The sequence below is a fragment of the Saccharopolyspora sp. NPDC050389 genome, from assembly GCF_040655595.1.
In the GTDB taxonomy this organism is placed as follows: domain Bacteria; phylum Actinomycetota; class Actinomycetes; order Mycobacteriales; family Pseudonocardiaceae; genus Saccharopolyspora.
Genome location: NZ_JBFAKG010000038.1, coordinates 1 through 23876, shown reverse-complemented (window position 1 = coordinate 23876; position 23876 = coordinate 1). Strand labels below are relative to the sequence as shown.

Below are 23876 nucleotides of genomic sequence, written 5' to 3'. Positions count from 1 at the left end.
GTCTGCGCGGGCTGGCCCACGCAAAGGTTTCTGTTGCCACGACCAAAGAGCCTCCTTGCGCGAGCAGCCTCTTCGCGGAGGGCGTTGTGTCTAAGACTACTTGGGCCGTGGCGTCATTCAGATGCGAAGCGCGCCTTCTCCTGGGGCGTGCTCGTCACCCGCGTGCGCGGCGTCGCCTGACTCGTACTGGTCGTGCAGCCGGATTGGTCGATGGTCTGGAGCGCTCCGGCGCGGTTCGCCGTCGTGAGCGCAACGCGGACATCAGTACGCGGAGTCCGTGACGCTCGGGATTCCGGTGCAGATGGGTGTCGGGTCAGCGGTGGCACATGGGACGAGCACAGCCGCCGCCGCGACGAGCGCAAGCAACGGCAAGGTGAGCGCAGCGACGATCCGCCAGCACGCCGAGCGCACTGCCGCCCGGGGCTGAACGAGGCGCCTGACCCGTTCCGGAACGCCGGAGCCCACCGCCGCGAGAGCTGTTTTCGGTACGGGGGTGGCCGATTTCCGGTTGCTCGTGGCCATCACGGTCAGGGCTCGGGCTACCGCGATTCCCATGTCGGCGGCCCGCCCGATCGTCGGCGATCCACTCGACGAGGCGGGCGATCTCCTGCGAAACCGCCTTCAGCAGCGGCACGAAGGGAAAGGCCCGCGCGAGGATCGCCGCCCAGCCCAGCACGAGATGGTGCTTCCCGCGCAGGTGCGCGATCTCGTGCGCGATGACAGCGTCTCGTTCGGCCGGCACGAGCCGGCGCAGTGCGCCTGTGGTGAGTACGACGGTAGAGCCTCGCCCGGGAACGCAGTACGCAGCCAGCTGCTCGGTTTCCACGACATCAATTCGAATTCCATTGTGGACAAGCGTGTCCGAGCACGAGCGCAGGGCATGCCGGTGCATCTTGCGGTGCCGCCGGGCCTGCCGGGCATGGTGTGCGGCAACGGCCAACAACCGCACCATCACCAGGACGGAGCCGAGCAGTGCGATGGCAGCGGGCGCGTCGGCAAGGTCGTGCACCCCGATGATCGCCAGCAGCGCACGCAGGCAGGCGTGCAGCAGACCGGCGAGACCGAGGCCGCCGGAGAGTTGTGCCATCGCAGCGAGACCGGCGCTGATCACCGATACGACCCACGAGGTGGCCAGCGTGGCCCACAGGATGAGCCCGAGTCGGGGCGCAGCGGATTGCCAGCGCCGACAGGCCCGCATCAGACCGGGCCCCAATGCGGCCAGCGCTGCGGTGTAGGCGAACAGCCCGATGAGCAGCGGTGTCATCGGCCCTCCGGCGTCTCGGCGAGCAGTTCCCGCAGCATCGCGGCTTCCTCGTCGCTGATCTCGTCGACGAACTTGAGGAACGTCGCGCGCGGGCTGTTGCTGGCCGCGAGCGCTTCCCGCATCAGCAACGCGGCATGCTCGCTGGCCTGCAGACGGGGGCGATAGAACCAGACCCGGCCGAGCCGATCGCGGTCGACCCACTGCTTGCGGTGGAGGTTCTCCAGCACCGTGGCCACCGTCGTGTAGGCGAGACCGCGGTCGTGGAGGCCGTCCAGCACCTCCCGCACGCTCATCGGATCCGCCGCTTCCCACAGCAGGTTCATCACGGCCGACTCGAGTGGCCCCAGGCTACGCATCACAAATCCCCCTCCGGTCGGCAGGATAGGTCAGGCGTCTGCCGCAGGCAGCCAAGCCAGTGCCGCGCTGTCCAACCGTGCACCAAGACCCCGGTTGATCTTGCCCGGGGCACCGGGAACGTGCCGGCGCCGTGATTCTACTATGCACAATAAGAGTTCTACTAACTTTGATAGAAGCTAGGTGTTCTGATGGATTCGAAGGGCTCGCCGGCGTTCCGGTGGGGGTTCGCGGCGCTGGTCGTGGTCGCCGTGGCGGCGCTGGCATGGGGCGCGTTCGGCGGCAGGCCGTCCCCGGAATCGGCGCAACAACCCGCCCCGACTCAGGAGGACGACATCGCCGCGGTGTTGAAAACCCTGCAGCGGCGGCAGCCCGATGACTCGTTCGCGATCGGGCGCATCGACGCACCTGTGGTGCTGATCAAGTACGAGGACTTCCGCTGCCCGTTCTGCTCGAAGTTCACCGCCGACGTCGAGCCGGAGCTGATCAAGCGGTACGTCGACCCCGGGGTGCTGCGCATCGAATGGCGCGACTTCCCGATCTTCGGCGCGGAGTCCGTGGAGGTCGCCAAGGCGGCTCGTGCCGCCGCCCGCCAGGGCCGGTTCTGGGAGTTCCACAACGCCGCCTACGCGCGGGGCAACGACGGGCACAAGCCGCCGTTCCCGGAAGATGCCATCCAGCAGGTGGCCCGCGAAGCAGGCGTACCGGACCTCGCGAAGTTCAACGCCGACCGCAACGACCCGGCGATCATGCAGGCGATCCAGACCGACCTGGCCGAGGGACAGGCGCTCGGGGCGTCCAGCACCCCGTCGTTCATCATCAACGAGCAGGCGGTGCTCGGCGCCCAGCCACTGGAGCAGTTCGTCGCGGTGATCGAAGCGGAACGGGCCAAGGCATGACCATCGGTTACTTCGGCGCATTCCTCGGTGGCGTGCTGTCGCTGCTGAGCCCGTGCTCCGCACTTCTCGTGCCGGCGTTCTTCGCCTACGCATTCGCCGACCGGGTGCGACTACTGCTGCGCACCGGCATCTTCTACCTCGGCCTGGCCACCACCCTGGTGCCGATGGGCATGGCCGCGGGCTCGATCGGTGCGGTGCTCAACGAGCACCGCGACCTCGTCGTGCTGATCGGCGGATCGATCATGATCGTGCTCGGCGCGGGACAGATCTTCGGCCTCGGCTTCGGCTCCACGGCAGCGCAGCGGCTCAGCGGGCGGATCAAGATCTCCTCGGCGCTGTCGGTATACCTGCTGGGCACCGTGTACGGACTGGCCGGATTCTGCGCCGGCCCCCTGCTCGGCAGCGTGCTGACGATCGCCATGACCGGAGCCAACCCCGCCTACGGAGGCCTGCTGCTGGCCATCTACGCACTGGGCATGGCGGTGCCGTTGTTCCTGATCGCCGCCCTGTGGGACCGCTTCGACCTCGGGCGACGCCGGTGGCTGCGCGGCCGGGAGCTGAAGCTCGGCCCGCTCCGCGTGCACAGCACCACACTGCTCTCCGGACTGGTCTTCATCACCCTCGGCGCGGTGTTCCTCGCCACCGACGGCACCGGATCCCTCGGCGGAATCATCAGCATCGACGCCCAGTTCGCTGCCCAGGCATGGGTGCAGCACGTATCGGCGCTCATCTCCGACCAGTTGGTGGTGGCCGGAGTCGTACTGCTGCTGCTTGCTGGGCTCGGTTGGGCGCTGCTCGCGACCCGCCGCACAAGCCGCGGCCACGGCACCTCGAACCACGCTCCCGACGAACTCGACAACGAGCCCCACCGCGCGAAGGAATGAGACTTCGGTGCCGCGGTTCCTGGAGCGCTGGACCGGGATCAGGGAGCCGGACATCAGTGGCTGGCGCCGCACGGCCGCTGGCGACCTGGTGCCGGTGTTCGACTTCGACAACGCGGTGAGCCGCCGCGCCTGGAGAAGCCGAGCCCATTCCCGAGCCGATCGACCGCCGGCGCCCGAAACCACCGGAGAAGCAGCTCCTTCCGTTGCAGGAAAAGGGCAGGCGGATCGCGCGCATTGCCGTACCAGCGGATGGAAGTTCTGGTCACAACTCCGCTCCCGGGTTCGGCCACACCCGGTACCCCGCTGCGCCGTGTGACGGGACCGACGCCCGGATCTCGCTGCCGATGCTGGTTTCGACGCCCGTCCACAGCTCCCGCGACCGGTCATTGGTCACCTTCCGCGAGAACACGACCTTGCCGTCGCCATCCACCGCGCACGCGTGATGGGCGGTCTTGCCCGCGTAGATCCCGACCCGGATCACTGGTCGAACCTTCACGCTTGTTCTCCTGTTGTCGCAGATCAGCCTCGTGGACAACCCCAAGCGTGCACATCGTCTATCCGCAACTGGGCACGCTGCGAGGCCCCTGGGCGCTCCAAGATCAGCACACCGCGGCGCTCCAAAGATCACTTGATACCCCTCTACAGCTGCCTTTGATGTCGACGCAGGCGAACCGATCTATGGTCTGTTCATGCGGGGCGAATCCGGCAGTTCGCCCCACCCCGATCGCTTTCCACCCCTGCTATTGGCGAGGAGGACGGTGTGCGTTACGGCTTCGCCATCGACCAGCGGACCTGCATCGGCTGCCACGCCTGCACCGTGGCGTGCAAGACCGAGCACGAGGTGCCGGTCGGCCAGTTCCGCACCTGGGTCAAGTACGTCGAATCGGGTGAGTTCCCCGCCACCACCCGGGATTTCGGCGTAATGCGGTGCAACCACTGCACGGACGCGCCGTGCGTGCAGATCTGCCCGACGAAAGCGTTGTTCAAACGCGACGACGGCATCGTCGACTTCGACCGGGAACGGTGCATCGGCTGCAAGGGCTGCATGCAGGCCTGCCCCTACGACGCGATCTACATCGACGACGACACCCACACGGCCGCCAAGTGCAACTTCTGCGCCCACCGGGTCGACGAGGGCCTGGAGCCGGCGTGCGTCGTGGTGTGCCCGACCCACTCGATCTGGGTGGGCGACCTCGACGACCCCGGCAGCGGAATCGCCAAGCTGGTCAACGAGAATCCCGTCCAGGTGCGCGCGCCCGAGCAGAACACCGGGCCGAACGTCTTCTACCTCGGCGCGGACCGGGCCGTCCTGGATCCGCTGGCGGCGCCGACCGGCGAGTCCTACATCTGGGCGCAGCCCGACGAGCACCGCCGCGAGGCATCGAAGGACCTGCCCGTCGACCCGGTCAGCCACGCGCGCACCACGCTGAACACAGCGCATCCGCGCCCGTGGGGGTGGCGGGTGACGACCTACCTGTGGACGAAGGCGTTCGGCGCCGGCGCACTGCTAGTCGCCGCGCTGGCGCGGTTCCTGGGCATCGATCTCGGTCCACTGGGGACGGTCGTCGCGCCGGCGCTCGGTGTCGTCGGGGTGGCGGCCACCGGGGTTCTGCTGGTCTGGGACTTGAAGCAGCCCAAGCGGTTCCTGTACTTGCTGCTGAAACCCAACCCGACATCGTGGCTGGTCTGGGGCGCAATGGTGCTGGGCGTGTTCGCCGCCATCGCGACCGCCTGGCTGTGCACCGGCGCGCTGGCCGCCGCAGGGGTGGTCGGCACGAGCACCGCCAACGCGATTCTGGATCCGCTGGCCTGGGCGGTGGTACCGGCAGCGGCGCTGACCGCTGGGTACACCGGATTCCTGTTCGGCCAGGCCGAAGGCCGCGACCTGTGGCAGTCCCCGCTGCTGTTCTGGCACCTCATAGTGCAGGCCGTGATGGTCGGCGCCGGTGCGCTGCTGCCGCTTTCAGCGTTCGCCGACCCGTCCGGCGACGCGGTCGCGCTCGTCGCCCGCAGCCTGGCGATCAGCACCGTCCTGCATGTGGTGATGCTGCTCCTGGAGTACCTGGGCCGGCACCCGACCCGCAATTCCCAGGCCGCCGCGCACATGGTCACCCACGGCCGTTACGCGCGCCTGTTCTGGGGTGGTGGCGTCGTGCCTGCCGGCGTCGCCGCGGTGGCGGCCGCAACCGGATGGCAGGGCACGTCCGTCGTGCTCCCGGTGCTGGCGGGGGTCGTCGTCCAGGGCGCGCTGCTGGCCTACGAGAGCGTGTTCGTGCGCGCCGCCCAAGACGTTCCGCTGTCCTGAATCGGGAGAGGAAACGCCCATGCACGACGAGCAACCACGCCCCGAACCGGCGCTGCCGGGCGCGCGGAACCACGAACACCTGCGCAACTTCCCGCCCGTGTCCACCTGGGACGACCACGTCGAGTACGACGCCAAGGCGCATCCGCGGAAGGTGCCCCGCTCGTACACGCTGGTGCCCACCACCTGCTTCAACTGCGAGAGCGCCTGCGGACTGCTCGCCTACGTCGACAAGGACGATCTGTCCATCAAGAAGCTCGAGGGCAATCCGGCGCACCCGGGGTCACGGGGTCGCAACTGCGCCAAGGGACCGGCGACGATCAACCAGCTCAACGACCCGGAACGGATCCTGCACCCGCTCAAGCGCACCGGCGACCGCGGCGCCGGGCAGTGGCAGCGGGTCAGCTGGGACGAGGCGCTCGACGACATCGCCGCCCGGATCCGGCAAGCCATCGTCGAGAACCGCCACGAAGAGGTGATGTACCACGTCGGGCGACCCGGCGAGGACGGTTTCGCCGAGCGATTCCTGAACGCCTGGGGCGTCGACGGACACAACAGCCACACCAACATCTGCTCGTCCGGCGCGCGGTTCGGCATGACGTTGTGGGCCGGCTACGACCGCCCATCGCCGGACTACGCCAACGCCAACGTGATCCTGCTGCTGTCCTCGCACCTGGAAACCGGGCACTACTTCAACCCGCACGCCCAGCGGATCATGGAGGGCAAGCAGGACGGCGCGAAGCTGATCGTGCTCGATCCGCGGATGTCCAACACCGCCTCGCACGCCGACACCTGGCTGGCGCCGTGGCCGGGCAGCGAGGCCGCCATCCTGCTGACGGTCGCCTCGCACCTGCTGCGGACCCGCCAGATCGACGAGGCCTTCCTGCAGCGCTGGTTCAACTGGCAGACCTACCTGCGCGAACTGCACCCCGACGCGCCGTCGGACTTCGGTACCTTCCTCGACCGTCTGGAGTCCGACTACGCCGAGTACACCTTCGAGTTCGCCGCCCGGGAGTCGCGGATCCCGGCCAACAAGATCGCCGAGGTGGCCGAGACGGTGGCCGCGTGCGGCGGCCGACTGGCTTCGCACGTCTGGCGTTCGGCGTGCGCCGGAAACCTCGGCGGCTGGCAGGTCGCCCGCGCGCTGTGGTTCGTGCTCGCGCTGACCGGCAGCATCGGCGCGAAGGGCGGCACGAGCCCCAACGGCTGGAACAAGCTCATCCCGCACGGGCCTGCGATGCCCGCGCCGCACGACCACTGGAACGAGCTGACCTGGCCGCGGGAATACCCGCTGTCCACCAACGAGATGTCCATCCTGCTGCCGCACTTCCTGGCCGAGGGCCGTGGCCGCCTGGAGGTCTACTTCTCCCGCGTCTACAACCCGGTCTGGACCAACCCGGACGGATTCACCTGGATACAGCAGCTCACCGACCCGGCAAAGGTCGGCCTGCACGTCGCGCTGACCCCCACCTGGTCGGAAACCGCGGAGTTCGCCGACTACGTGCTGCCCATGGGCCACGGCGCGGAACGCCACGACACGCACTCCTACGAGACCCACGCGGGCCGGTGGCTCGGCTTCCGCCAACCGGTGCGCCGGGTCGCGATGGATCGGCTCGGTCGCGAATACACCGACACCCGCGACACCAACCCCGGCGAGGTGTGGGAGGAGAACGAGTTCTGGTTCGAGCTGTCCTGGCGCATCGATCCGGACAACGCGCTGGGCATCCGCAAGCACTTCGAGTCCCCGTACCGCCCGGGCGAGAAGATCACCGTCGACGAGTACTACCGCTGGATGTTCGAGAACCAGGTGCCGGGACTGCCGGAGAAGGCGGCCGAGCAGGGAATGACGCCGCTGGAGTACATGCGCCGCTACGGCGTCGTGGAGATCGACCACGACGTCTACCGCCAGGACGAGCGGGAACTTACCGAGGCCGAGCTGGAGGGGGCGGAAGCAGATTCGGATGGGGTGTTCCGGCGGCCGGTGACGCTGGAGTCCGCGCCGCCGGTCGTCGGCGAGGCCGGATCCGTCGGCGTGCGGCACGACGACGGTTCGATCACCGCCGGCTGGCTCACCCCGTCGCGCAAGCTCGAGGTGTACTCGACGACGATGCGCGACTGGGGCTGGCCCGAGCACGCCACCCCGGGATACATCCGATCGCACGTCGCCCACAGCGAGATCGACACCGCCGCCGGTGAACTCGTGCTGGTGCCGACCTTCCGGCTGCCGACGCTGATCCACACCCGGTCCGGGAACGCCAAATACCTGAACGAGATCAGCAACACCCACCCGCTGTGGTTGAACTCCACCGACGCCAGGCACCACGGCGTCGACACCGGCGACCTGGTACGCATCAGCACCGAGATCGGCTACTTCGTCTGCCGCGTCTGGGTGACCGAAGGGATCCGGCCGGGCGTATGCGCACTGTCGCACCACATGGGACGGTGGCGACTGCACCCCGGCGAAGGCAGCCGGTGGGTCTCCGGCATGGTCGAACTGTCCCACCCGGACGGTCAGCACACCTTCCTGCTGCGGCACAAGACGGGAATCGCACCGTTCGACTCCGATGACCCGGACTCCGCGCGCATCGACTGGCAGGACCCCGGCGTGCACCAGAACCTCGCATTCGCGGTGCATCCGGACCCGTGGTCGGGCATGCACTGCTGGCTGCAGAAGATCAGTTTGGCCCCGGCGCACCCGGAAGACCGCTACGGCGACGTCTACGTCGACACCCAGCGCTCCCGCGAGGTGTACCGGGAGTGGCTGGCCAAGACCCGGTACACGCTCGGCCCGGACAACCAGCGCCGCCCGGAGTTCCTGATGCGCCCGGTACCACCGGTGCGCCGCGCCTACCGAGCCTGACCCACGGAGGTATGCCGATGTTGTTGAAACACGGGGCAAAACCCCGCCTCGACAGCGGGTTGGTGCGCACCGCTGTCGGCGCCGTGGAGGACCCGGAGCTGCACCGCGGTCTCGCCGAGCTGGGCATGCTCCGCGACGTCAATGTGGACCGCCGGGGTCGGGCGCGCATCGAGATCGCCCTGACGACCTCGGCATGTCCGCTGCGCGAGTCGCTCCGCGAAGCCATCAGCACCGCCGCAACCGACGCCGGCGCCACCTCGGTCGAGGTCGGTTTCAGCACCATGTCGGAGCGGGAACGCATGGAGCTCGCCGGCAACATCCGCGGCGAGAAACCGCGCGGGCTCGACGAGCGGACCCGGGTCTATGCCGTGGCCAGCGGCAAGGGCGGTGTCGGCAAGTCCAGCGTGACGGCGAACCTCGCGGTCGCCCTGGCTCGGTCCGGGCAGCGCGTCGGCGTGCTCGACGCGGATGTGTGGGGCTACTCAATCCCGCACCTGTTCGGCGTGCGGCGCAACCCGATCGCGTTGAACGGGATCATGCTGCCGGTCGAGGCGCACGGCGTGCGGTTGATGTCGGTCGGATTCTTCGTCGACGACGCCGAACCCGTGGTGTGGCGCGGCCCCATGCTGCACAAGGCGTTGGAGCAGTTCCTGGTGGACGTGCACTGGGACGATCTCGACGTGCTGCTGCTCGACCTGCCGCCGGGCACCGGTGACGTGGCGCTTTCGTTGCTGGAACTGGTGCCGCAGGCCGCGCTGCTGGCGGTGACCACACCGCAGCCCGCGGCGCAGAACGTCGCCGCCCGCGTTGGTCGGATGGCGCGGGACCAGCGGATGCCGATCGCCGGTGTCGTGGAGAACATGTCCGCGCTCGTGTGCGGTTCGTGCGGTGCAGCCACACCGCTGTTCGGCGCCGGTGGCGGTCAACGACTCGCGGAGGAACTCGGCGTGTCGTTGCTCGCGCAGGTGCCCCTGGACATCGCCATGCGCGAAGCGGGCGACGCCGGGATTCCCGTGGTAGCACGCGATCCCGATGCGCCGTCCGCGGTGGCGATGGCGACGCTCGCCGCGGAACTGCCGGTGGTGCGGCGCGGCCTCGCGGGGGTGCCGCTGCCGCTGTCAGTCGTGTGAGCGACGTTTGGCGTGCCGGGACCGCGTCGCCACCCCGACCAGGTCCCGCACTGGTCCCAGCAGCTGATGGCCGGACCGCCACACGGCGCGGATCACTCGCCGCATGTCGATGCCCTCGACCGGGACCGCGACCAGCCGACGCTCCACGAGGTCCCCGGCCACCGCGAGCGAGCTGATCACCGCGGGTGCCACCCCCGCTGCGGCGGCAGAGCGGACGGCGGTCGTCGAGGACGCCTCGAGCAGGGGCGGGGCCAGCGGCCCGAAGTCGACGAGCACCCGCTCCAGCGTGTACCGCGTGCCGGAACCCGGTTCCCGCTGGATCAACGGGGTCGCCACCAACTCCGCCGCCGGTATCGGAGTGCGCCGACGACTCCACGGGTGGCTCGGCGCCACCACCACTTCCAGCCGGTCGGCGGCCACGTCCTGGCTGTCCAGCCCCTCGGGCACCGACGGACCCTCGACGAACCCGAGTTCCACCTCACCGCCGAGCACCGACCTGGCCACCTCAGCCGAATTGGCCAGCCGCAACGACACCTTCAACTCCGGCGCCTGTTCGTGCAGCACGACCAGCCAGCCCGGCACCAGGTACTCGGCCGCCGTCATGCTCGCCGCCACCCCCAGTTCATGCGCACGTTTCTCCCGCAACGCACTGATCCCCGCATCCAGCACCGCCGCGGACTCCACGACGTCGCGGGCCCAGTCCGCGACGAGCGCGCCGGCCGGAGTCAACCGCGAACCGGAGGTGGAACGCTCCAGCAGCCGCACACCAACCAGCCGCTCCATGTAACGGATCCGGGAACTCACGGCAGGCTGCGAGATGCCGTGTTCCCTGGCCGCACGGTTCAAGCTCCCCAGCCGTGCAACGCTGAGCAGCACTTCGAGCGCGCCGATCTCCGGCATCCGGGGCGACAGCGGTGCCACATCCCGGATCCTACGAGCGGCACGCCGTGTTGGGGACCCTTGATCGGGTGAGTCGGCCCGCCCTGGTGGAGTGAAGGTCATCGTGACCGATCATTTGATCTCAGTGTCGAGCAGTTCAGCCGTTGCCGTCGCTGCGGGTTCTGCTGCGCCGTAGGCCGAGGATCGCCGCGATTGGCAGTGCTGCCGCCAACCCGGAGAGCAGTACCGCGGCGAGCGCGCCGAGGAGCGCCGGCTCGTCTCCGAAGGCGATACCGACGGCAGCTAGCGCGGGCCCCACGTTACGCACCGCTGCGACGCTTCCCATCGTGGTGCGGCGCACCGCCGACCCGGTGGCGAGCAACGTTCCGGCGACGAAGGCCGCGGTGGCGAGGGCGAACCCGGCGAGGAGCGTCAGCGAACCGAGCAGTGTGACGACGTCGCGCCAGTTGCCCAGCAGCATGCCCGCCCAGCACGATCACGAAAGTCACGTTCGAGACGTTGACGGCGGTGGGATGCCAAGAACGCGCGACAGGTGCCGTACATCGTCGCAGCAGCAGGCCGACGGCGAACGGAACGAGCTGCAGGATCGCCACGGTCAGCACCAACGCGCCGACGTCGAAGGACACTCCTGGACCGACCTTGGCGATGGCGAGGATGCCGTTGGCGGTCGGGCCGAAGGTCAGGCTGCCGACAGAGGCGAGCAGGACCTGCATGGCCGCGCCCGCGACCACATCCCCGCTCTGCACCATCGCCAGCTTCGCGCCGAACGGCCCGCCGGGTGACGAAGCGACCAGAATCACGTCATGCAGCGCGGAACTCGATCACGTAGCGGGGTTGTGAGACGGCGGCACCACTCGCTCGTCTTGCGAGAAAGGGGCCGGCGCCTACCCTGCGACGGCGCGAATGATCAGCCGCCCGGACCGGCGAGAGCGGCTTCGGTTGAGGTGCCGGCATCCGCAACGCATCCCCACATGCTCTGACGTCAATCCCCGCGTGTCTGATCATCAACCGCCGGTCGTGTGCTGGACGCGGCGCCCCAAGTAGGGCGAGGCACCAGCGAGGTTTCGATCGCGGGATTGATGACAGCACTCCAGTCGCAGCCCGCACCGGTATAGAGATGCCAGCGCGTGGTCGTGTTCAAAAAAATTTGGGCAGCGTGCTGTGAATCCAGCGGCCCGGGTGCGCTTTAGAAGGGTGTCAGAACCTTTCACCGCAGGCCGATAACGGAGTAACACGCATGACACCCATGCCCCGGAATTCCGCCACGATCAAGGCTCCGCCGGCACCTCCGAAGAACAGTAAAGGAAACCAAGGCCAGAGTGCGCCCGTTCCTTTGGGGATTTGGCTGTGCGGGCCCCAGCCGAACACCTCAGCCGGAGAAACGCGGAGTGTTTCCCAGCGGTTGACCCGTCGCGCGATCGAGGAATTCGCTCCCGCCCGAGGCAGCATTGTCGTCACATCGACCGACACCGATGCGCACGCCGCTCCTGTCGACTCTGCGACCGGCCGACACATCCGTATCGCGCCGTTTCCCACCGCATCCGCCGGTGACACCCCATCAGACGGTCACCGGCCCTCCATGCCTCAGCAGCGCGTGGGGCACAGGCCGCCGATGGGGTCGGTGGATCTAGTGGTGGCCTGCCAGCTTCCCGCGCCGGCACCGACCTCGGCCGGTGAACCGTACGCGTCCTGGGCGCGGTGGCTGCGGCCCGGCGGAGTACTCGCCATGATCACCGCCAACCCCGCGGGTCCCGGACGGTTCGCCAACCACACCGGCGCGATCATCACCGCCGCGGAAACCGCCGGCCTGGCCTACCTGCAGCACGTCATCGCCGTGCTCGCCCACGTCGAAGGCGACCGCCTCCTCATCCCCGACGACCACGGCGCGTCCACCGAGCCCGTATCGGCGCGCAACCCCGTCCACGTTCCGGCGCACGCCGATGTCCTGATCTTCCTCGCACAAGGTGCCCCGGCGACCGGAGGCCAGGCATGAACCACATCCACCAACCGTCCATGCCAACCCCGCGAGAAAGCGGCACGTTGCGCAAGCTGCCGGTGACCGTGTGGCCCACCGCCCAGCAAGTCGCCCGGACCCAGCGGCGCGGGCGCTACATCCCCGAATCCACCGCCCACCCCGCCAAGATGCTGCCCGCGATCGCCGCCCACGCCATCACCGCCTTCACCACGCCCGGCGACCTCGTCGCCGACCCGATGTGCGGGATCGGCACCACCCTCGTCGAAGCCGTCCACCAAGAGCGCGACGCCATCGGCGTCGAATACGAACAACGCTGGGTCGACGTCGCCCAGGCCAACCTCGCACTGGCCGCCCAGTCCGGTGCCACCGGCACCGCCCACGTCCTGCACGGCGACGCCCGACACACCCTCACCCGGCTCGCCGGCGCCTACACCGCCCGCGTCGGGCTGCTGGTGACCTCCCCGCCCTACGGCGCCAGCCTCCACGGCCAGACCGCCGCCTCCGGTGGGGTACAGAAACGCGACTACCGCTACAGCCACGACCGCGGCAACCTCGCCCATCGCAGCCTGCCGACCCTGCTTCACGGCTTCACCGACATCCTCATCGCCGCCCTCCCTCTACTGCGGCCCGGCGGGATCGTGGCCATCACCACCCGGCCCTTCCGTCACGATGGCGAGCTCATCGACTTCCCCTCCCTGACGCTGGACGCGGCGATCAACGCTGGCCTCGAACCCGTCCAGCGCTGCATCGCGCTGCTCGCCGGAGTCCGCGACGGCCGCCTCGTGCCCCGCACCTCGTTCTTCCAACTCGACTACATCCGCAAACTCCGCGCCCACGGCGTCCCCGCCCGCGCCATCGCCCACGAAGACGTCCTCGTCCTCCGCCGCCCGCCGATGCCCTCAAGCCCCGCAGCCTCCCAGCGCCACCCGCTGTCCTCCGCGGACACTTCCATCGGAGAACGGGTCGCAGTGGTGGCCGGCGGCGCCTCGGAGGGCTGGGCCGCATGAGCGCCCGGTCCATACCCACATCGGCGGCGACGTTGTCCGTCACGGCCACCTCGGGGCCGGTCGTGGGATCGTTGTGCACCGGCTATGGAGGACTCGACCTCGGCGTCCTCGCCGCGCTCGGCGGGGGCAGCATCGCGTGGTGCGCCGATCCCGACCCTCACATCGCCACGCTACTGGCACACCGCATGCCCGCCTCTCCCAACCTCGGGGACCTCCGCTCGATCAACTGGCGCGCGGCGGACCGAGTCGACGTCGTCACCGCCGGATTCCCCTGCCAAGACATCTCCGGCGCCGGGCGGCGCAAAGGCATCGAGAAAGGCGAACGAAGTGGCCTGTGGACCGACATCGTGGCGGGTCTTCGCGTACTACGACCACCACTGTTCGTCGTGGAGAACGTCGCCGCGCTCCGCTGGAGAAACGGCGGACTGCACCGAGTACTCGGCGACCTGGCCGAAGCAGGGTATGACGCTGCATGGCGAAGCGTCCGCGCCAGCGACATCGGCGCCCCGCACCGACGAGAACGCGTCTTCCTCCTCGCCTGGCCCCACCATGACCACATCGGTGCTGCCCACACCCACCGCGCACGACGGAGGCTCCAACGGAATCAGCGCGGCCAGCAGGCAGGGCGGCCTCTCCCTACTGGACCATCTACGGCTACTGCCGACACCGACGGCGTCAGACGCCAAGAACTGCACCCACCGAACACAGCAGGGCGGACCATCACTGCCCGACCAAACACGACTTCTCCCCACCCCACGAGCCTCGGACACAGGGACACCCGGACGGCAAGCAGGAACCGGATGTCGACCACCGCTGTCGCAACAGATCCTGCCGCTCGTGGCGTCCGGGGTCTTGTTGCCGACACCGCGAGCGACCGACGGCACGAAGGGGTGCCCGGCACAACGCGGTTCCAAAGGCGACCTGATGCTGCCCTCAGCAGTCATCCGTCTCCTCACCAGCCCTGGCAACAACTCCTGACCGACGACGACACCACAAGAAACGATGAGCCGTCGGCCGCAGCCGGTGATCACGTAGTGGACTGGGGTATCTATGCCACCGCGATCCACCGGTGGGAACGAATACTCAGACGCCGCACACCGTTTCCTACCCAGCCGGGCAAGCGCGGCGGCCCCGTCCTCTCACCAGGCTTCGTCGAACACCTCATGGGCCTCCCTGTACCGTGCCATAACTTGCCCCTCGGTTGGTGACCAGGGGTTTCGTCGAGCTCTGTGATCAGGCCATGATCGCGGATCATGGTGTTTCGACTGGTGTACATGGCACTGGTGACGGTGTTCGGTTGGCTGGGGCTGCTCGCCCGGCGTACCGCGGCCAAGGACGTCGAGATCCTGGTGTTGCGACATGAAGTGGCGGTGTTACGCCGCCAGGTCGGTCGACGCCCGCGTCCGTCGTGGCCGGATCGTGCCCTCCTGTCCGCGCTGACCCGTCTCCTGCCTCGCAGCGTGCGACTGTGGCGGATCGTCACCCCCGCCACGCTCCTGGCCTGGCACCGGCGCCTGATCGCCAAAAAGTGGACGTATCCCTCGCGGGCAGGTCGCCCGCCAATCAGCACCGAAATCCGCGATCTGGTTGTCCGTTTAGCTCGCGAAAATCCCAAATGGGGCCATCGTCGCATCCAAGGTGAGCTGGTCGGCCTGGGGCATCACGTCGGCGCGGGAACGATCCGCCGCATCCTCCGGCAGTCCCGCCTCGGCCCGGCTCCGCGTGGAATGGACACCTCGTGGCGCAGCTTCCTGCGCGCTCAGGCATCCGGGCTGTTGGCGGTCGATTTCTTCCACGTCGACACCATCAGTCTTCGTCGGCTGTATGTCCTGTTCGTGATGGAGGTTCGTACCCGCACCGTGCATATTCTTGGTGTCACCGCGCACCCGACCGGCGCCTGGACCACCCAGGTTGCCCGTAACCTCCTGATGGACCTCGGCGAACGAGCCGCATCGTTCCGGTTCCTCATCCGTGACCGCGACACCAAGTACACACCAGAGTTCGACGCGGTCTTCGCGTTCGAGGGTGTGAAGGTCATCAAGACCCCACCGCGGACACCTCGGGCGAACTGCTACGCCGAGCGATTCGTCCGCACCGTCCGCGAGGAATGCACCGACCAGCTCCTGATCTACCACGAACAGCACGCCATGACGGTGCTATGTGAGTACGCGGACCACTTCAACACCCACCGTCCACATCAGAGCCTCGACCAACACCCACCTACGCACGATCCCACGACGGTGATGTCGAACGACCCTCCCATCCTCTGCCGCAAGGTCCTCAGCGGCTTGATCAACGAATACGCCCGAGCCGCCTGATACCAACCAGAAAACCCAGGTCAGGCCCATAATCTGGGTTTTGGCACGGCACAGGCAGTCAGCGCTCTGCGCGGCCATGAGCAGGGCTGCTGCGGACGGCCGCTTGGACCAGGACCACCGGCGCGAACAGCCCTCATCGAAATACTCGGCCACGATCACCCCGCGGCCGGCGATCGTCTCCTCAGCCACCTCGAGCTGCCAGCTCAGCGACGTCTCACGATCCTGGAACTCCTTCGTCGACATCCGACCATAAAAGGCGAACCGCACCTTCGCCCCACCGCGACCACTCCCCCGCCCCCGCGCCTTGCAGCGGCCGTGCCCGGCTGCTTCGGATCGGTCTGTTCCCTTTACCTCGGTCACTGCGCACCCCGCATCCAACACCACCCAACAAGGCAGTGCTGGAACGCCGGCACACAGCACCTGTGACGCAGGCACAGATCAACATGACCCTAATAGCCGCATGCCGACGCCAGAGCAGGAAAGGCCGACGGTCCACGCCGATCGGCAACACCTCTTGACGTGCCACAGGGTTGTAGCCTGCGGAAGGCACACCTGCTACCGTTCTGGTGTAATTTCCCCAAAGACGGGAAATTTCACCAACTTTGGGGTTCGAGTCCCCCCTCGGACACAAAAATGTGGCATACCTGCTACATCTGACGTGCCAGTGTTTGAAGGCACTCCGACACGCTGAATCAGCGTTCCTATGGCTACCCCACCGCATGTGGTGGGGGTGGTCGATGTGACCGGCTCAGTGATCAAGCCGGTAGTTCCCTCCACAGCCCCTGCCAGGCAAGACGGCCCGCCGGTCGTTGGGCACCCCAGGGTCGCTGGTACTCGTCGAACGCTTCCCCTCCCTTCCGTCCCAGCACCGCGCGAGCGTGGTCTGGTTTACGGATTGGCGGCGGTCGATGCCAGGGGCCGGGTCGCCGACCAAGCAGTCCTGAGCGCGCTCGGCTGGACACCCGGAACCCGGCTGGCCATTCACGAGACACACGGCCTCCTGATCATCCGCACCGATCCCCATGGCGTGTTCAGCATCACCAAGCAGGGGCACCTGCGGATTCCCGCACCGGTCCGCCACTGCTGCGGTCTGTGGCCCGGTGACCGGGTCCTGCTGGCCGGCGAGCCCTCCCACGGCGTCCTCACCGTGCACCCGCCCACTGCGCTGGACGACATGATCGCCGAATTCCACGCCAGGCGCCTGGACGGTGATTCCGCGTGACAACTCACCGACCTCGGCCCGCGCACACGTCTCAAGCCGATCTGGACGCCGCACGCCTGCTCCTGGAGCGCCTGGGACTCTCAGCCCAGGATCTTCTCGCCACACCCTCGGACCGGCCGCCGATGCCCACGTTCGCCGACTACATCCCGATCGTCTCCGCAGCCGTCACCGACGGCACCCGCCGCGTCTACAGCTCCTACTGGAACCGCATCGAAGAACACTGGGGCCACCGACGACTCGACGAACCCACCCCGTCGGAAATCAAGCAACTCGTCGAACACATCAAGACCCACGTCGTCGCCAGACGCAACGCACGCGGCGGACGCAGCGCCGGCGAACACCTCATCGCCGCACTCCGCTGCCTCTACCGACACGCCGAAGACGACAAACTCATCACGCCAGCCGACAACCCCGCTAGCAAAGTCGCCAAACCCCGCCGACTCCCCTCCACCCGCCGGGCGGTCGACAACACCCACCTCGCCGAGATCAACCATGTTGCCGCCACCACCGGCAACGACCCCGCCCTCGACACCCTCATCCTCCGCCTGCACACCGAAACCGCCTGCCGCCGCGGCGGCGCACTCGGCCTGCGCCCCCAAGACCTCGACCCCACCCAATGCCTGATCTTCCTCCGCGAAAAAGGCGAAACCGTCCGCTGGCAACCCGTCTCCCCCACCCTCATGACCCACCTGCAGCAGCACGCCGAACACCGCGGAGCACCTCGTACTGGCCAGCTGCTGCGCTACACCAACGGCAGGCCGATCACCACCCGCCGCTACGACCACCTCTGGAACCGCATCGGCACCCACCTACCCTGGGCCGCCACCCAACAGGTCTCCACCCACTGGCTCCGGCACACCACCCTGACCTGGGTCGAACGCAACTTCGGCTACGCCATCGCCCACGCCTACGCAGGCCACACCGACAATCCCAGCGGAGACACAGGCACAACCACCACCTACATTCGCGCCAGCACCCAAGAAATCGCCACCGCACTCGCCGCCCTCACCGGCGAACCCCACCCACTCGCCCAACCAGCCCAGTGTCCCGACAACGAAATAACATTCAATCACCACTGAAAATATTGATTACCTTGAACGAGCGTATCTCCCAGCACGATGATTCTTGCCAACAGGCCACGAGGCGCTCCGTATTGCGCCCCGCGACCACTTGACCCCCAGACATGTCCACACGAGACACTGACTAGCGAAAACCCAGAAACCGCAGGACAAACCGGCGCTGCCCGCTGCCGTCCAGCGCAGTACAACGCGGTTCAGACCAACAGGCTCCTCCCACTTTCCTCCCATCGCCAGCGTCAAAACGGATCACTTGAACACCACTCGGCGCGGATCCCATCGCACTGGCCCGAGCTCGCCTGTCCACCCACCTGCTGACACCAGGACGCGGCGGACGTCAAGCCAACATGGTCACCAAAAACCAGCGATGAAGAACGCCAATCCCGCTCGAGCCATCTCCGCGCGTGCGAAGCCGACGCCGAAATACAGGCCCTTCTGGCGCTGCGCGAGGAACCGTCCCCGCATACGCGGGGCTGAGACGATCGCCGAGGTCGTGGATGCAGCATTGATCAAGAAGTACGCCTGAGCGATCCCAGTTCGTGTGCGAGGCCGACGCTGTCGTGGCGTTTCGTCGGCCCAACACGCAGCCACGAAATCCCAGCTCCTCGAGAACCACACTTCTGACCTGATTCGGAGTAGGCCATGCCCAGCTCTGTTAGAACCGTCAGTTCGTGGTGGTGGGCGTCGTGTTCGTTCAGACGCCGGCTGGTTCACGGCGTTAGGCTCAGCTGGTTGCCGGTTGGAGCTGTGGTTGGCTCCCTCTTCGACGGTCCAGTCCAGGCCGAAGTGGACGATCACCAGTCCGTTCGTGCGGAGGTAGTCGGACGCGGCCGCCTCGTCGTTGCCGATGGCATCGGCCAGACGGGCTCGGAGCGCTTCGAGTAGGTGGTCTTCCCTGACGTAGGTGCTCTTCGGAACCGGTGCCTGGGTGCGGGCGCTGGTTCGTCCGTGGCGGCATCGGTAGCCGGGCCGCTCGTGCACCCAGTGCGAATCGAACCGCCGGTCGCATACCCCGCACATGATCAGCCCCGCCAACACGTAGGTCCGCGTGTCTCCATCCTGGGTTTTGCGGGCAGCACGCATGTCCTGAACGCGCGCCCGCCCACGAGATGTCGTGCCGACGCCCTCCGAGACCCCTCTCCGAGAATTGCAGGAGAGAGGACTCGTCAGTTCCTGCGGCATCAGATATGAGGGCGATCTTCTCTCCTCCGCAATCCAGCAGAAGCGCTACGTGGCTATCGAAAACCATCCGCTGCGTGGCTCTGTCAATCGCCCCTGAGAAACCAAGGATCGACAGACCTCGGCAAGCTCCTCAAGACTCCTTGACGGCTCCTTTTCAACGCTCATCGAAAAGCGCTTCACCCGCCAGGAGTCAAAAACCTCCAGCCCCTCCTCTAGGAACTCGACGTCAACCTCAGCACCGTCAGCCTCAATAAAGAGGCACCCTGAACCATGGAAGTTGTATTCAAGGCCTTCGCAGATGGTTCCGGCCTTTTCCATGGCTCGCGACCGATACTGGCGGAGAAGATCAGCCAGTCCACCGACCCCCGGATGGCAGCGCTGAACAGTGCCGCGCACCCGGGACAGGGCTTGCAAGTACGCCTCGACCTCGTTCAAGGGCTCCCCTGTCATCGATACCCCGGTTTCCTGTACTTGTTCACTAGACGATCCGGGCCGACCTCAGCCCAGGCGGTCGTGATGTCATCAGCGCCCCCAGGATATCTGGCACGGATTTCAGCGTCTGAAAGAATCCGGTACGACACGTCGATTCCTGCGCGCTTCGCGGCAGCAACCCGGTGATGACCATCAAGGACATAGAGGTCGTCCCCAATCTTCGCCACCGAGATGGGGTCACCTTGCCAGCCGCTTTCCTTCATTGAAGCCGTCAGTGAATCGACATTCCTCTTGGAAGCGTTGCCCGACAAAGCCTCGGTACGTTTGAAGCTGAACGGATCAGCGCTTCCACAAATTCCATTCGAATTGTGGACAAGGACCGGTGTCTGTCCTGCAAGGACATGGTATGTGTGGATGCCGTCGACGGTGAGGTTGTGGACCCTCTGCAGCGCCGTCCAGGTCTTGGTGGACACGACCTGCAGTTGGGTGCCATCCGGCCCCTGCAGCTGGTCACCGGCGACAAGCTCTCCGGCCTTGACCCAACGGTGCTGCTCCGGAACCCAGAACGGATGCCCGTCAGTCGCCACCAGAACACCGGTCTCGTCGCCGGCCGGGCCGTCCGTGTCGACCGTGATCTCGACCAGATCCTTCTGGCCTTCACCCGCGATCGTGGCCACCACGCGACGAGACGTCATTTCTCCCGTTACCGGGTCAGTGGCCAGAACCTCCTCACCCCCGCGGACCTCTTCGATCGGCTTCGTCGACCCGTCCGCCATCAGCACGCGCGTACCGGGCACGAAGCTGTTCGGCTCGCACGATTCGACACCTTGTGTCCCAGTGCCTAGCGCACCGGCCTCGAGAAGTGGCGTCGATCCAGCGCCGCCACCACCCGAGCCACAACCGTCGTAGAGCAGGCTTCGGTTGTGGTTGTAGCCGTCGCTGCTGCTCCAGGTTTCGGTGATTTCGCAGCCGTCACCGCTGTAAATCGCCCGTGCCTGTGGCGGCAGCGGAGCCGGACCTCCAGCTGCGGTCAGCTCGTCCGGGATGAACGGTTCATCCGCGGCGGAGCCAAGCACGCCGAGTTCGATTGGCGTTGCGGTTCGTGCCGCGTCGATCTGTGCCTGGATGTTGGGCGCGATGGTCTGCGTCAGCGGCGGGCGGGCGTGCGGGGTCAGTGCGTCCATGCGGACGCGTTGCGCGCGTGCGGCCTGACGGGCCGCCTCTGCCGCTGCCAGCGCTGCGGCACGAGCAGCGGCCGAGCCGCCCGACACCCAGCGGGACCCAGCACGAACGCCACCGCTGATCTTTCCGCGCCCCGTCTTACCCGAGGAACCGGTGTTGTACTTCAGGAACCGGCTCAGGTTGGGCGAGTGGTAACGCGGCTGCCCCGGCAGGTACCGCGGCGCGGGAAAACTCCTGCCACCAAAAGTGTTACTCGTGGCAGCGGAACCAGCGAACCAAGACGCCACCGTTCCCACCACGCGGCCCACCTGGACCACACGACTGATGACCGGCGCCAGCCGCCAAACCCCGTAGGCAACCGCAACTGCCACTGGTACCCACTGCCCGGTGGGGTCGGTGTGGTTAAGCGGGGAGCTTCCGGCATAGGTGTAGCGGTTGGCGTTGCCGATGTCGCGGGGATCGAGAGCGGCCTGATCGCGGGAGGCGAAGGTGCCGGTGCCGGGTTGGTACCAGCGGGAGCCCATGTTGACCCGGCCGGTGTCCGGATCGGTGTACTGACGCTGGAAACCCAATCCCGGCTGGACACCTTGTGCTTCGATCTGGGACCCGAGCGGAGTGAACGTCCTCCAACCCGACAGGCCGCCGGTGGTGGGATCGACCACGCCGACCAGGTCGGTGTGCTGGTTGGCCACCGCCACGCCCGACGTGCCGGCCGTGGTGACGCCGAGTGGCTCGCCGCCCGGCAGATAGCTGTACAGCGATGCGCCTCCTGCGGCCACGTCCAGGGACCGGCCCGCGTACGCCACCCGTCCGCCGTCTGCGGCCACAAGCCGGTTGAGGGCGTGAAGACGACCCGCACCTACACATGGGTGAATCGCGTGGTGAGGCCGGTCGGCGTGGTGGAGGTGGCTGGGTTGCCCAGCGGGTATCGTCACGACCTGGTCGGCGTCCGACACCGCGGCGAACTGCTTGTTCTCGGCATCGGAGCGGGTCCGCCAAACATCGCCCGCGGAGACCAGCGACGAGTCGATCGGCGCCCAACTTCCGTCGTCCTGCTGCGTGAAACGACGGCTCTGGTACACGCGCACGGTCTCGGTTCCATCAGCGTTGTCGAACACCTGCCGATGGCTGCTCCGCCGCTCCACCAACTCACGGCTGGTCGCGGGGTCGAACCCCTCGGGCTCAGCCGGCGGCGCGACGCCGACCTCGACCTCGGTCCGCTCCACTTCCTGTTGCGGCAGGCCCGACACCGGATGCCTCGTGTCCGGCGCCAACCCCTTGGCCGGCGGCGCATTGTGCGGCACACCGCCGGAATCACCTCCGGGACTGGTGGCCTCAGCGGGGACCGAATGCGGCAGCCCGGCCGCGCTCCCCTGCTCCTGCTCAGGGATCTCACCGCCAGCGGCGAACGCCAACTGCGGCGGCACGGTCAACAGGCCAGCCGTCACGGCCAGCACCAACAACACCGAAACAACGCGATAGGCGCACAGCACGGCGCGCCGCTGCAAGTAGCGCAACACGGAGAACCCCAACGATGAGCTTCAGACAGTGGTCCAGCAAAGAAGGGGAACCGAGCCGCGCACGCGAAACGATCAACCCACGGCAGCGGAGCGGTTCAAGCGGCAACCCCGACCCGGCGAATGCTCAGGACGACATCGACGCACGGCAGCAAGCCGCGCGACTCAACCAGGACGGAGAACGCCAGGGAACACACCAAGAACATAGCCAGCGGACATCCGATCACCAAGCAGAAAAATCCGACATACCAGGTGATCGTGATCTCCTTGACAAAGAAGACCCTGGGCACCAAGCCCATCCAGGTAGGAGAGCACGCTAGGCCAGTCCGGTGAATGCCGGGGCATTGCCGCAGTTGCTTGTAACGCCAGGTGCTCTCTTCGATATCCATGGATGAGACCTGAGCACGGCGACGATGCCCAGCGCACAGGCTCAGGGGCATCAGATGAAGGGACCAGGGTCGTTTTGTTCGGCAGGAATCAGGGAGCGGAGGTTGCTGCGCTTCAACACCAACTGGCCGCGGCACATGCCACGATCGCCGGGCTGCGGGGCATGGGTAGGGCAGCTCCGCTGCACGGAAACGACGGCGCTCGAGACAGAGCTGCCCCAGCTCCGGTCCACCGTGGACCAAACCAGGAATGAGCACGCGACCCTCAGCGCCTCCCAGCAAGAACTCAAGACCGACATCAAGACCTAGCGCTCCCAGCTCGTTGAGGTCTGCCAGCCTGGTTTGTTCAAGGTGCTGGCGTGGTCGGGCCGTGCCTGTCACCTCTACCTCGGTAACGAGCGCAGCCCGTCGCGGTGCCGGGCTCAGCGCTCCTTCAGCACGTCCTTCTGAGGCGTAGCCTTGCGAGTCTGGTGGCGTCGATGCGGCGCAAGTGGGTGAACGGAGGAAGGTTTGCGTTTCACCGTTGTGGAACGGCGAGGGCCGCGTCTTCCGACGACCTTTCCCAGCGCGCAACTGGTCCGGGACACCTGGAACGACCGCGGTTTCGTCACCATGTTCGATCTGGTCATCTTCACCTCGGATGGAATCCGGCACGAGGTGGGCCAAGTCAAGATCGGTCAGCAGGGCATGGTCGTCTCCAGTCTCAATGTCAGCCGCAGTCGCGTGGACGTGCCGGAGCGGTTCGACGCCCTCGACGAGCGCTTCTTCTCCGTAGGGCAGGACGACACCTACTACGAGAACGTGGCGCAGTTAAAGGTTGTCCCGTAATCGCGGGTCTGGGCGGGTAGTGGATCATGTGCTGGTGCAGGTGATCGGGGTTGACCAGCCGGCGTGGATACCGACGTTCACGGGGCTGTCGGTGCGGCAGTTCGGCAAGCTGGTGGGCATCGTGCGAGGTCGTGGCGCTGAGCAGACCGGTGCCGGTC

General features: G+C 67.2%; 21 protein-coding genes and 1 pseudogene. 12 read left to right on the top strand and 10 right to left on the bottom strand.

Annotated features, from left to right (window positions below; genetic code table 11):
- Positions 1-313 precede the first annotated feature (313 nt).
- Entirely contained in the window at positions 314-1264 is a 951-nt protein-coding gene (locus AB0I53_RS24400) for a M56 family metallopeptidase (RefSeq protein ID WP_358607150.1), read from the bottom strand.
- Positions 1261-1620, bottom strand: a complete 360-nt coding sequence (locus tag AB0I53_RS24395; protein ID WP_132495167.1) for a BlaI/MecI/CopY family transcriptional regulator — start codon at positions 1618-1620, stop codon at positions 1261-1263. The genes AB0I53_RS24400 and AB0I53_RS24395 overlap by 4 nt, the downstream gene beginning before the upstream one ends.
- A gap of 189 nt (positions 1621-1809) precedes the next feature.
- Here AB0I53_RS24395 and AB0I53_RS24390 point away from each other — a divergent pair, with 189 nt between their 5' ends.
- Together AB0I53_RS24390 and AB0I53_RS24385 are read left to right on the top strand one after the other, a co-directional pair.
- The gene (locus AB0I53_RS24390; protein ID WP_358607146.1) at positions 1810-2517 is read left to right on the top strand and encodes a thioredoxin domain-containing protein; all 708 of its coding nucleotides are present in this window, start codon (positions 1810-1812) and stop codon (positions 2515-2517) included.
- On the top strand, positions 2514-3401 hold the full coding sequence (locus AB0I53_RS24385; RefSeq protein WP_132495170.1) for a cytochrome c biogenesis CcdA family protein: 888 nt from the start codon (positions 2514-2516) through the stop codon (positions 3399-3401). Before AB0I53_RS24390 ends, AB0I53_RS24385 begins: the two co-directional genes overlap by 4 nt.
- A gap of 262 nt (positions 3402-3663) precedes the next feature.
- Here the strand turns inward: AB0I53_RS24385 and AB0I53_RS24380 are convergent, their stop codons facing one another.
- On the bottom strand, positions 3664-3897 hold the full coding sequence (locus AB0I53_RS24380) for a hypothetical protein (RefSeq protein ID WP_358607143.1): 234 nt from the start codon (positions 3895-3897) through the stop codon (positions 3664-3666).
- 264 nt (positions 3898-4161) lie between these two features.
- On the opposite strand from AB0I53_RS24380, the gene AB0I53_RS24375 reads away from it, so the two are divergent.
- The 3 genes from AB0I53_RS24375 to AB0I53_RS24365 are packed head-to-tail and all read left to right on the top strand — an operon-like array spanning position 4162 to position 9693.
- Complete coding sequence (locus tag AB0I53_RS24375; protein WP_358607140.1) at positions 4162-5706, top strand: 4Fe-4S dicluster domain-containing protein; 1545 nt, start codon at positions 4162-4164, stop codon at positions 5704-5706.
- A gap of 19 nt (positions 5707-5725) precedes the next feature.
- Entirely contained in the window at positions 5726-8563 is a 2838-nt protein-coding gene (locus AB0I53_RS24370) for a molybdopterin-dependent oxidoreductase (protein ID WP_358607137.1), read from the top strand.
- A gap of 17 nt (positions 8564-8580) precedes the next feature.
- Positions 8581-9693 carry an Mrp/NBP35 family ATP-binding protein gene (locus AB0I53_RS24365; RefSeq protein WP_358607135.1) on the top strand — a complete coding sequence of 371 codons (1113 nt, stop codon included), beginning with the start codon at positions 8581-8583 and terminating at the stop codon, positions 9691-9693.
- Here AB0I53_RS24365 and AB0I53_RS24360 read toward each other — a convergent pair.
- Together AB0I53_RS24360 and AB0I53_RS24355 are read right to left on the bottom strand one after the other, a co-directional pair.
- On the bottom strand, positions 9682-10614 hold the full coding sequence (locus AB0I53_RS24360; RefSeq protein ID WP_358607132.1) for a LysR family transcriptional regulator: 933 nt from the start codon (positions 10612-10614) through the stop codon (positions 9682-9684). The genes AB0I53_RS24365 and AB0I53_RS24360 overlap by 12 nt on opposite strands.
- A 115-nt stretch (positions 10615-10729) precedes the next feature.
- Positions 10730-11053 (bottom strand): hypothetical protein, encoded by a 324-nt coding sequence (locus tag AB0I53_RS24355; protein ID WP_358607129.1) that lies wholly within the window; start codon positions 11051-11053, stop codon positions 10730-10732.
- Between the two features lie 1161 nt (positions 11054-12214).
- Between AB0I53_RS24355 and AB0I53_RS24350 the strand changes: the two genes are divergently transcribed.
- The 6 genes from AB0I53_RS24350 (at position 12215) to AB0I53_RS24325 (ending at position 18194) form a co-directional block, all read left to right on the top strand.
- Positions 12215-12586, top strand: a complete 372-nt coding sequence (locus AB0I53_RS24350) for a hypothetical protein (protein WP_358607126.1) — start codon at positions 12215-12217, stop codon at positions 12584-12586.
- Between the two features lie 20 nt (positions 12587-12606).
- On the top strand, positions 12607-13575 hold the full coding sequence (locus tag AB0I53_RS24345; RefSeq protein ID WP_358607123.1) for a DNA methyltransferase: 969 nt from the start codon (positions 12607-12609) through the stop codon (positions 13573-13575).
- The gene (locus tag AB0I53_RS24340; protein WP_358607120.1) at positions 13572-14783 is read left to right on the top strand and encodes a DNA cytosine methyltransferase; all 1212 of its coding nucleotides are present in this window, start codon (positions 13572-13574) and stop codon (positions 14781-14783) included. Before AB0I53_RS24345 ends, AB0I53_RS24340 begins: the two co-directional genes overlap by 4 nt.
- A gap of 45 nt (positions 14784-14828) precedes the next feature.
- Positions 14829-15893, top strand: a complete 1065-nt coding sequence (locus AB0I53_RS24335) for an integrase core domain-containing protein (RefSeq protein ID WP_358607117.1) — start codon at positions 14829-14831, stop codon at positions 15891-15893.
- Between the two features lie 895 nt (positions 15894-16788).
- Positions 16789-17115: an AbrB/MazE/SpoVT family DNA-binding domain-containing protein gene (locus AB0I53_RS24330; RefSeq protein ID WP_358607115.1), complete on the top strand. Its 327-nt coding sequence runs from the start codon at positions 16789-16791 to the stop codon at positions 17113-17115.
- Positions 17116-17237: 122 nt separating this feature from the next.
- On the top strand, positions 17238-18194 hold the full coding sequence (locus tag AB0I53_RS24325; RefSeq protein ID WP_358607112.1) for a site-specific integrase: 957 nt from the start codon (positions 17238-17240) through the stop codon (positions 18192-18194).
- A 348-nt stretch (positions 18195-18542) separates the two neighbouring features.
- Here AB0I53_RS24325 and AB0I53_RS24320 read toward each other — a convergent pair whose 3' ends face one another.
- From AB0I53_RS24320 to AB0I53_RS24300, 5 genes and pseudogenes are all read right to left on the bottom strand, one after another.
- The gene (locus tag AB0I53_RS24320; RefSeq protein ID WP_235884178.1) at positions 18543-18704 is read right to left on the bottom strand and encodes a hypothetical protein; all 162 of its coding nucleotides are present in this window, start codon (positions 18702-18704) and stop codon (positions 18543-18545) included.
- A gap of 369 nt (positions 18705-19073) precedes the next feature.
- Positions 19074-19274: pseudogene (locus AB0I53_RS24315) on the bottom strand (zinc ribbon domain-containing protein); the annotation flags it as partial.
- 144 nt (positions 19275-19418) lie between these two features.
- Positions 19419-19808: a hypothetical protein gene (locus tag AB0I53_RS24310; protein ID WP_358607109.1), complete on the bottom strand. Its 390-nt coding sequence runs from the start codon at positions 19806-19808 to the stop codon at positions 19419-19421.
- 11 nt (positions 19809-19819) lie between these two features.
- The gene (locus AB0I53_RS24305) at positions 19820-22507 is read right to left on the bottom strand and encodes a polymorphic toxin-type HINT domain-containing protein (protein WP_358607106.1); all 2688 of its coding nucleotides are present in this window, start codon (positions 22505-22507) and stop codon (positions 19820-19822) included.
- A gap of 95 nt (positions 22508-22602) precedes the next feature.
- Entirely contained in the window at positions 22603-22893 is a 291-nt protein-coding gene (locus AB0I53_RS24300; RefSeq protein WP_358607104.1) for a hypothetical protein, read from the bottom strand.
- A gap of 507 nt (positions 22894-23400) precedes the next feature.
- On the opposite strand from AB0I53_RS24300, the gene AB0I53_RS24295 reads away from it, so the two are divergent.
- Positions 23401-23718, top strand: a complete 318-nt coding sequence (locus tag AB0I53_RS24295) for a hypothetical protein (RefSeq protein WP_358607101.1) — start codon at positions 23401-23403, stop codon at positions 23716-23718.
- The last annotated feature ends 158 nt before the right edge of the window (positions 23719-23876 follow it).

Coding starts and splice junctions, on each gene's coding strand:
- AB0I53_RS24400 (WP_358607150.1), bottom strand. CDS start 1,264: ATGACACCGCTGCTCATCGGGCTGTTCGCCTACACCGCAGCGCTGGCC.
- AB0I53_RS24395 (WP_132495167.1), bottom strand. CDS start 1,620: ATGCGTAGCCTGGGGCCACTCGAGTCGGCCGTGATGAACCTGCTGTGG.
- AB0I53_RS24390 (WP_358607146.1), top strand. CDS start 1,810: ATGGATTCGAAGGGCTCGCCGGCGTTCCGGTGGGGGTTCGCGGCGCTG.
- AB0I53_RS24385 (WP_132495170.1), top strand. CDS start 2,514: ATGACCATCGGTTACTTCGGCGCATTCCTCGGTGGCGTGCTGTCGCTG.
- AB0I53_RS24370 (WP_358607137.1), top strand. CDS start 5,726: ATGCACGACGAGCAACCACGCCCCGAACCGGCGCTGCCGGGCGCGCGG.
- AB0I53_RS24365 (WP_358607135.1), top strand. CDS start 8,581: ATGTTGTTGAAACACGGGGCAAAACCCCGCCTCGACAGCGGGTTGGTG.
- AB0I53_RS24355 (WP_358607129.1), bottom strand. CDS start 11,053: ATGCTGCTGGGCAACTGGCGCGACGTCGTCACACTGCTCGGTTCGCTG.
- AB0I53_RS24345 (WP_358607123.1), top strand. CDS start 12,607: ATGCCAACCCCGCGAGAAAGCGGCACGTTGCGCAAGCTGCCGGTGACC.
- AB0I53_RS24340 (WP_358607120.1), top strand. CDS start 13,572: ATGAGCGCCCGGTCCATACCCACATCGGCGGCGACGTTGTCCGTCACG.
- AB0I53_RS24335 (WP_358607117.1), top strand. CDS start 14,829: ATGGTGTTTCGACTGGTGTACATGGCACTGGTGACGGTGTTCGGTTGG.
- AB0I53_RS24325 (WP_358607112.1), top strand. CDS start 17,238: ATGCCCACGTTCGCCGACTACATCCCGATCGTCTCCGCAGCCGTCACC.
- AB0I53_RS24300 (WP_358607104.1), bottom strand. CDS start 22,893: ATGGATATCGAAGAGAGCACCTGGCGTTACAAGCAACTGCGGCAATGC.